The sequence below is a fragment of the Coleofasciculus sp. G3-WIS-01 genome (assembly GCF_040223135.1).
Classification (GTDB): Bacteria; Cyanobacteriota; Cyanobacteriia; order Cyanobacteriales; family Coleofasciculaceae; genus Coleofasciculus.
Genome location: NZ_JAVJZI010000135.1, coordinates 1 through 7,415, shown reverse-complemented (window position 1 = coordinate 7,415; position 7,415 = coordinate 1). Strand labels below are relative to the sequence as shown.

Sequence of the window (7,415 nt, the reverse complement as noted above, 5' to 3'; positions counted from 1 at the left end):
GAATCTCGGATTGTCAACTGTCTGACCATCTGAGTCGGTATAAAAATGGTTTAAACCAACATCTAACCCTACGTTGTGACCTGTCGGAGTCCTATCTTCAGTCCTGTCATGGTCAATACAGAATTGGGCATAGTATCCATCGGCACGGCGTACTACCCTAACTCGCTTTATCTGAGTTAGTTGATAGTAGTTTAAGTCGCGAGTACCGTAGAGCTTGAATTCTCCGGCTTTAAATCCATCGGTGAATGTGATTGAGTCACGATTCTCTGATAGTTTCCAGCCAGATGTCTTATACTCTACGGAACCATGATTAGGACGGTTTTTCTTGTACTTGGGGTAGCCTTTGTTCCCCTTAATCTGGTTTTTGCAGTTATCAAAGAATCTTGAAATAGCCGCCCAAGCACGCTCGGACATGGCTTGTCGAGCCTGAGAGTTTAATTTCCCCGCCCAGGGAAACTCTTTACTTTTACCAAGAATCGTACCATACTTGGAAAAATCATTGCGGGTCTTAGCCTGACCATCTTCCCAATATTTAAGGCAAGCATTACGGATAAACAGACCAGTACGAATGGCTTCATCAAGCCTTCTGTACTGATACTCTTTCCCTTTTAACTTACCCTCGTAGACAATCATTTTACCGCGTTGAGATTATGGTAGAATCATAACACAAGCTGATTAGCACTCGCAACTAAAGTTGCTGTGCTGGACGCATCGCTCGGTTTCATCCCTCGGATAAATCGCGAGGGAGCCTGCACCATCGCTTGTCCGGTAAAGGCGGTGTCACTATCGTGATAGGCATTACGTTCCGAGGGGCTTACCTGACTCGTGCCATAGCCGCGATAATCGTAGGCAAAGACGCTAAACCCGAGACTGTGCAGATGGTGCAGCAGGGGCTGAATATCGCCTAAGTCCTCGGCATTGCCGTGAATGTAGAGGATAGTATAAGTAGCTGCCGGATTGGGCAAGTAAACGGCGGAAATCTGGATATCATCAGCCGTCGTCAATTTGAGAATGTCGGGGGTGTCTGGGTAGCTGGAGGGGGAGGGTAGGAAAATCATCCGATCTGCGATGAAGAAGACGTATAAGGCAAAGAAGACGTAGATAAAAATTAGCGATCGCACGAGTCGTTTCCAGGTAAACTCACCCAATAGCCGCCGTTTGAGGATTTCTTTATCCATCTGTTTATTATGTATTATGGCGCGATCGGAAGTTGTACACTTAGCTTTGCTGCTTTCTTGAGGAGATGAAATGGCTTTAGAGTATCCTGATGACTTAAAGTATCTAGACAGCCACGAGTATGTACGACTCGACGGGGAAATTGCCACTATCGGGATTAGTGCCTTTGCCATCGATCAGTTAGGTGATATTGTGTTCATCGAACTGCCCGATGTGAATAGTGCTTTGGAAAAAGGGGAAACCTTTGGCACGATTGAATCGGTGAAAGCTGTTGAGGATATGTATGCCCCAGTTACAGGAACGGTGATTGAACGCAACGATGCTGTGGTGGAATCTCCTGAACTGATTGCTGAAGATCCTTATGGTGAAGGGTGGTTTCTGAAAGTGCGGGTTAATGATGCCGATGAATTAGAAGACGCTTTGTCGGCGTCTGAATATCAGGCTCAGGTTGAGGGAGAAGAGTAAGCGTTAGGGGATCTCTTGAAGCAGGGGGTGCAATGTAGAGACGCGCCATGGCGCGTCTGGGAGCAGGGGAAGAGTATTACCAATGAACCATCAACAATGAACCAATGACAGCACGATCGCGAATGGTTTGTTAAAAAATAATAAGGAGTCACCCTGACTCTAGCGGCTTGATGCACCCAAATCTTTGAATGAATCGGTTTGATATGGCTAAATCAAATGTCTCAGTTAATCCAGACACAACCCTCAATGGCGTCTCTAATGATTCTCAGCCAACTGTTTCTGCGGCGGCGGATCATTTAGTATCAACCGATTCTTATGCTAGACGGCATATTGGTGTCAATGCTGAAGACGTAGGGCAAATGCTGGATATCTTGGGCTACTCTAGCTTGGATGAAATGATTGATGGCGCTGTTCCCTCAACCATTCGGCTAAATCATCCTCTCAACTTACCCCCTGCCCAAAGCGAAAAAGCTGCCCTTACCCAACTTCAGGACATTGCCTCAAAAAATCAGGTGTTTCGCTCATTCATTGGTATGGGGTATCACGACTGTATCACCCCACCGGTGATCCAGCGGAATATTCTGGAAAATCCAGGCTGGTATACAGCCTACACCCCCTATCAAGCCGAAATTGCCCAAGGGCGACTGGAGGCGTTGCTGAACTTTCAAACCCTAATTATTGATTTAACGGGTTTGGATATCGCCAATTCGTCGTTACTGGATGAAGGAACAGCGGCGGCGGAAGCCATGAGTATGAGTTATGGCTTGTGCACAACTAAAGCCAATGCCTTCTTTGTCTCTCAGGATTGCCATCCCCAAACGATTCAGGTGGTGCAAACCCGTGCCAAACCATTGGGAATTGAGATTATTGTCGGTGATCATCAGACATTTGAGTTTGAGTCGCCAATTTTTGGCGCATTACTGCAATATCCTGCCACTGATGGCACAATTTACGATTACCGGGAGTTTGTGAGTAAGGTACATGAGGCGGGCGGTTTAGTCACGGTTGCGGCTGATCCCTTGAGTCTCACCCTGCTCACACCCCCAGGTGAATTCGGTGCGGATATTGCCATAGGAACGACTCAACGCTTTGGTGTTCCCCTGGGATACGGGGGACCTCATGCGGCATATTTTGCCACCCGTGAGGCGTATAAACGGCAGGTTCCAGGGCGAATTGTCGGTGTGTCTAAGGATGCCCAAGGTAAACCCGCTTTGCGCCTTGCCTTACAAACTCGGGAACAGCATATCCGTCGGGATAAAGCCACGAGTAATATTTGTACCGCCCAAGTCTTGCTGGCGGTGATTGCCAGTATGTATGCGGTTTATCATGGACCAGAGGGACTTAAGCAAATTGCTCTGCGTGTCCATCGGTTAACGATGATATTGGCAGCCGGGTTAGAACGCTTGGGTTATAACATTAGTTCACAACCGTTCTTTGATACGGTGCGGGTGGAGTTAGATGCCCAGGAACTCGGCGATATTCTCAAGGCGGCGCAAGCCAGGGGGATGAATCTGCGGGTGTTGGATGAAGCTGCGATCGCGATTACCCTGGATGAAGTGACAACGTTCCAAGATGTGGTGACTCTCCTGGATATTTTCGGATCAGTTGGCGTCGAGGGCATTGATTCGCTACCGTTTCCCGTTGACTCTCTGATGAAACGAGATGTTAGCGGGTTTGAGCCTCCTTTTGCCCGCACCCGTTCCTATCTTACTGACCTAGTTTTTCACCGTTATCATTCAGAAACCGAATTATTGCGCTATATCCATCGTCTCCAAGCCAAGGATTTATCTCTCACCACCTCAATGATTCCCTTGGGTTCCTGTACGATGAAACTCAATGGTACTGCCGAGATGATGCCGATTACTTGGGCGGAATTTAACCAGATTCATCCCTTCGCCCCCTTATCTCAAACCCAGGGCTATCAGATTTTATTCCAACAGCTTGAGGCGTGGTTGGCAGAAATTACCGGGTTTGCCGGGATTTCCTTACAACCCAATGCGGGGGCGCAAGGGGAATATGCGGGATTGCTGGTAATTCGCCAGTATCATGAACACCGGGGTGAGGGACATCGACAGATTTGTTTGATTCCCCAATCCGCCCACGGTACGAATCCGGCGAGTGCAGTTATGGCAGGATTAAAGGTGGTAGCCGTTGCCTGTGATCACCAAGGGAACATCGATGTGGCGGATTTGAAGGCAAAGGCAGAAAAGCACAGCCAGAATTTAGCCGCGTTGATGGTGACGTATCCGTCTACTCATGGCGTTTTTGAAGAAGAAATCCGCGAAATTTGCGATACGATTCATGCTCATGGTGGACAGGTGTATCTGGATGGGGCGAATATGAATGCCCAAGTGGGATTGTGTCGCCCTGGGGATTATGGGGCAGATGTTTGCCATTTAAATTTACACAAAACCTTTTGTATTCCTCATGGTGGTGGGGGTCCGGGGATGGGACCGATTGGGGTACAGTCTCATTTAGTGCCGTTTTTGCCGGATGTGTCGTTTGTTAAAGGTTATGGATCGGTGACAAATCACGACTCCGTGGGCGTTGTGGCGTCAGCCCCCTGGGGAAGTGCGAGTATTTTACCGATTTCCTGGATGTATATCGCTTTAATGGGGGCAGATGGGTTAACCCAAGCGACGAAGGTGGCGATTTTGAATGCGAATTATATTGCCCATCGCTTAGCGCCTTATTATCCGATTCTGTATCAGGGGAAGTCGGGTTTAGTGGCGCATGAATGTATTTTAGATTTGCGGGGTTTGAAAAAGTCAGCCGGGATTGAGGTAGATGATATTGCCAAGCGGTTAATGGATTATGGGTTCCATGCGCCAACGGTTTCTTGGCCCGTAGCGGGGACAATGATGGTGGAACCGACGGAAAGTGAGTCGAAGGAGGAGTTGGATCGGTTCTGTGATGCGATGATTGGGATTCGCCAAGAGGTTGAGGCGATTGAGTCAGGGGAGGTTGATCGGGAGAATAATCTGCTCAAAAATGCTCCTCATCCGGCGGAGGTTTTAATTGCAGGGGAATGGAATCGCCCCTATTCTCGCGAACAAGCGGCTTATCCCGCACCTTGGACAAGGGAACACAAGTTTTGGGCGGCGGTAGGGCGGATTGACAATGTCTTTGGCGATCGCAATTTGGTTTGTTCTTGTGTGGGTATGGAGGCGTATAACCAAGATTAAACCCATTTAGTGGGGTTTTCAGAAACCATTGATAGGTAGGGTGGGCATTGCCCACCAGCTTTTTCAGTGCCGTTCAAGTTAACATCATTGAAGCTAAAACTCTGAGTGCGAAACGATGATGGGCTAAAGCCCTTACTACGAACTACGAACTACGAACGATCGCGCGTTGAACGGATCACTTGGCTAATCTGCCACATCACAAAGCCTGCACTGGTGCTGAGTTCTAATTTGGGATGGATGAATGTACCTAACACAAGAGGAAGGGAGAATTCGATCAGGATGAGTGCGATCGCTCTTTTTTTAGGGGTTGGGCGTGTCATGAATTTGACCTTGATTTCTACGATGAGGTCATTGTTTTTTTGGGTAGTTGCCCAAACCACTTGCCCAAGCGACTGGGAAACGGCTTGTACAATGGGGGTTATCGGCTTGGGGAAGCTGACTGGCTTGGGGAAAGCCAATTTTTTAAGATTTTCTTTTGATTTAACCGATGCCCAGAAAGATTAGTTGGGGACAATCCGATCAGACTAATACCCTGAACCTGGTTGAGGCATTACAGAAGCTGGCGGCGGGGGAATTAGATGCGAATCTGGGTGAGTTGAATACCGAGGTTTTGGCACAATGGGTATCGGAGTGCAAGCTGCGTGTCACTGGGAAAGTGAAGCGTAAACCGGGAAAACGGGAACAGACGGTTGAGGTAGGTACAACCAAGAAAGCCTTAGTCAAATTAGTGGAAGCATCGGGTAAAGGTTTAGAATTACCGAAGCGGACAACACAATCCAGTCGTAGTCGAGATGAACGCCAAGCCGAGGCGATTCAGACGGTGATTGACTCGCTGCGAGAGTTGAGCATATTAGAAGAGGAACCGTCACGGAAGAATCAGGGATATTGGAAATTCTCGCTGAATCTGACACATCAAACCAAACCAGCTAAGAATCTGGAAGGAATTCAGCACAAATGGCAGGAACGAACGGGTCAAACCCTTGTAGAGACGCGCCATGGCGCGTCTCTACAGGTAACGGATGAGGGGATAAATTGGCGCGAGATTTGCCACGAAATGCTGGAGAAACAGCGACGGGCTACCAGTAATATTTTGATGCAGGAAGAGTCTGCCAAGTTTGAACGGGAACAGATTTATGTGCCTCTGGCGTTGGTGGAAAGGAGAAAACAGGATAAGCGCGATCGCGAATTTTTACCCGAAAAAGGAACCCAACTCTATGAACCCCAGTATCAGGAAACCCAGCGTTTTGAACATGATGCTTTTTTGAGTCAGATTCTGGAGAAAGGGGAAGGAAAAAGCCAGGGAAAACAGATTGCTTTAATCGGCGAACCGGGGGCGGGAAAGACAACATTGCTACACGCGATCGCGTTTTGGCTGTTGGAGAACAATTTAGGGTTGCCGATTTGGATAAATCTGGCGGATTTGTCTGGTAAGGATATTAGCAAGTATTTGTTAGAGGTTTGGTTAAATCAAGCGATTCCGCCAACGCGATTGAATCAACGAATTCGGGATGATTTGGTTAAGCAAATTGAACAGGGGCGGGTGTGGCTGCTGTTGGATGGGGTGGATGAGATAGTAGCTTCTACTGTTAAGCTGAACAACGCCAGAAATTGGGGAGATTCTTCGTTCCACTCCGTTCCACTCAGAATGACATCCGAGAATCCCATACAAGCAATGGCGCATCAATTAACGGGTTGGATTAATCAGGCGCGGGTGGTGTTAACCTGTCGGTTAAATGTTTGGTTGGCGTCTACGAATGCATTGGAAACCTTTGAAACCTATCGCCTATTAGATTTTGATTATCCTCACCAGGTATATCAATTTATTGATAATTGGTTTAATCCCCCCCAACCCCCCTTTGTAAGGGGGGAGCAAGATGGCTCTATTTGTCTTTCTGTTAGTCAAGATACATCTATTTCTCTACCCCTTAATCAAGATACCTCTACTTCTCTCACCCTTAGTAAGGGGGAGTCGGAGGGGGTTAAAAAAGCCGAACGATTAAAAGCCGAATTAGCCCAACCCGAACGCATCCGCATCCGCGATTTAGTCCAAAATCCCCTAAGGTTAGCGCTATTATGTAGCACCTGGCAAACCTGGGAGGGACATTTACCCGATACCCAGGCGGGATTATATCAGAAGTTTGTCCAGCAGTTTTATATCTGGAAAGCGTCTATTTTTAATACCGATAGGCAAGATGAATTAAATCAAGCCTTAGGACAATTAGCGCTACTGGATATTGATGAAGGGACATCCCGGTTCCGCTTACGGGAAAGCTTGATTGAACAGGAATTGGGGAAAGTAACGGATAAAAATTCGCTATTTTCCTTAGCGTTGCAGTTGGGCTGGTTGAATGTGGTGGGAGTGGCGGCAGAAAAGCCAGATGAGACAGTTTATGCCTTTTATCACCCCACGTTTGAGGAATATTTTGCCGCGCTGGTGGTTGAAGATTGGCACTTTTTCTTGAATCATCGAAACCCACCTCTAACCTTATCTGATCAAGGGCATAAATCAGTTAACTCTCTAAAAGCCCCCCTTTTGAAGGGGGGTTGGGGGGATCTCTCTTACCGCATATTTGAACCGCAATGGAAACA

At 47.7% G+C, this 7,415-nt stretch carries 7 protein-coding genes; 4 read left to right on the top strand and 3 right to left on the bottom strand.

The genetic code is table 11. The features are described 5' to 3' along the window. Together RIM23_RS13420 and RIM23_RS13415 are read right to left on the bottom strand one after the other, a co-directional pair. On the bottom strand, positions 1 to 633 hold a 633-nt coding region (locus RIM23_RS13420), incomplete at its 3' end, for an RNA-guided endonuclease InsQ/TnpB family protein (RefSeq protein ID WP_446367756.1). A gap of 26 nt (positions 634 to 659) precedes the next feature. Next, the gene (locus RIM23_RS13415) at positions 660 to 1,178 is read right to left on the bottom strand and encodes an alpha/beta fold hydrolase (RefSeq protein WP_446367755.1); all 519 of its coding nucleotides are present in this window, start codon (positions 1,176 to 1,178) and stop codon (positions 660 to 662) included. Positions 1,179 to 1,248: 70 nt separating this feature from the next. Here RIM23_RS13415 and gcvH point away from each other — a divergent pair, with 70 nt between their 5' ends. Both gcvH and gcvP read left to right on the top strand, forming a co-directional pair. Further along, entirely contained in the window at positions 1,249 to 1,641 is a 393-nt protein-coding gene (gene gcvH / locus RIM23_RS13410; RefSeq protein ID WP_446335662.1) for a glycine cleavage system protein GcvH, read from the top strand. A 203-nt stretch (positions 1,642 to 1,844) separates the two neighbouring features. Further along, on the top strand, positions 1,845 to 4,826 hold the full coding sequence (gcvP, locus tag RIM23_RS13405) for an aminomethyl-transferring glycine dehydrogenase (protein WP_446367754.1): 2,982 nt from the start codon (positions 1,845 to 1,847) through the stop codon (positions 4,824 to 4,826). A 149-nt stretch (positions 4,827 to 4,975) separates the two neighbouring features. On the opposite strand, the gene RIM23_RS13400 is transcribed toward gcvP, so the two are convergent. Then, positions 4,976 to 5,146: a hypothetical protein gene (locus RIM23_RS13400; RefSeq protein ID WP_446367753.1), complete on the bottom strand. Its 171-nt coding sequence runs from the start codon at positions 5,144 to 5,146 to the stop codon at positions 4,976 to 4,978. Between the two features lie 22 nt (positions 5,147 to 5,168). Between RIM23_RS13400 and RIM23_RS13395 the strand changes: the two genes are divergently transcribed. Beyond that, positions 5,169 to 5,330: a hypothetical protein gene (locus RIM23_RS13395; protein WP_446367752.1), complete on the top strand. Its 162-nt coding sequence runs from the start codon at positions 5,169 to 5,171 to the stop codon at positions 5,328 to 5,330. Beyond that, on the top strand, positions 5,314 to 7,415 hold a 2,102-nt coding region (locus RIM23_RS13390), incomplete at its 3' end, for an NACHT domain-containing protein (RefSeq protein ID WP_446367751.1). The genes RIM23_RS13395 and RIM23_RS13390, both read left to right, overlap by 17 nt.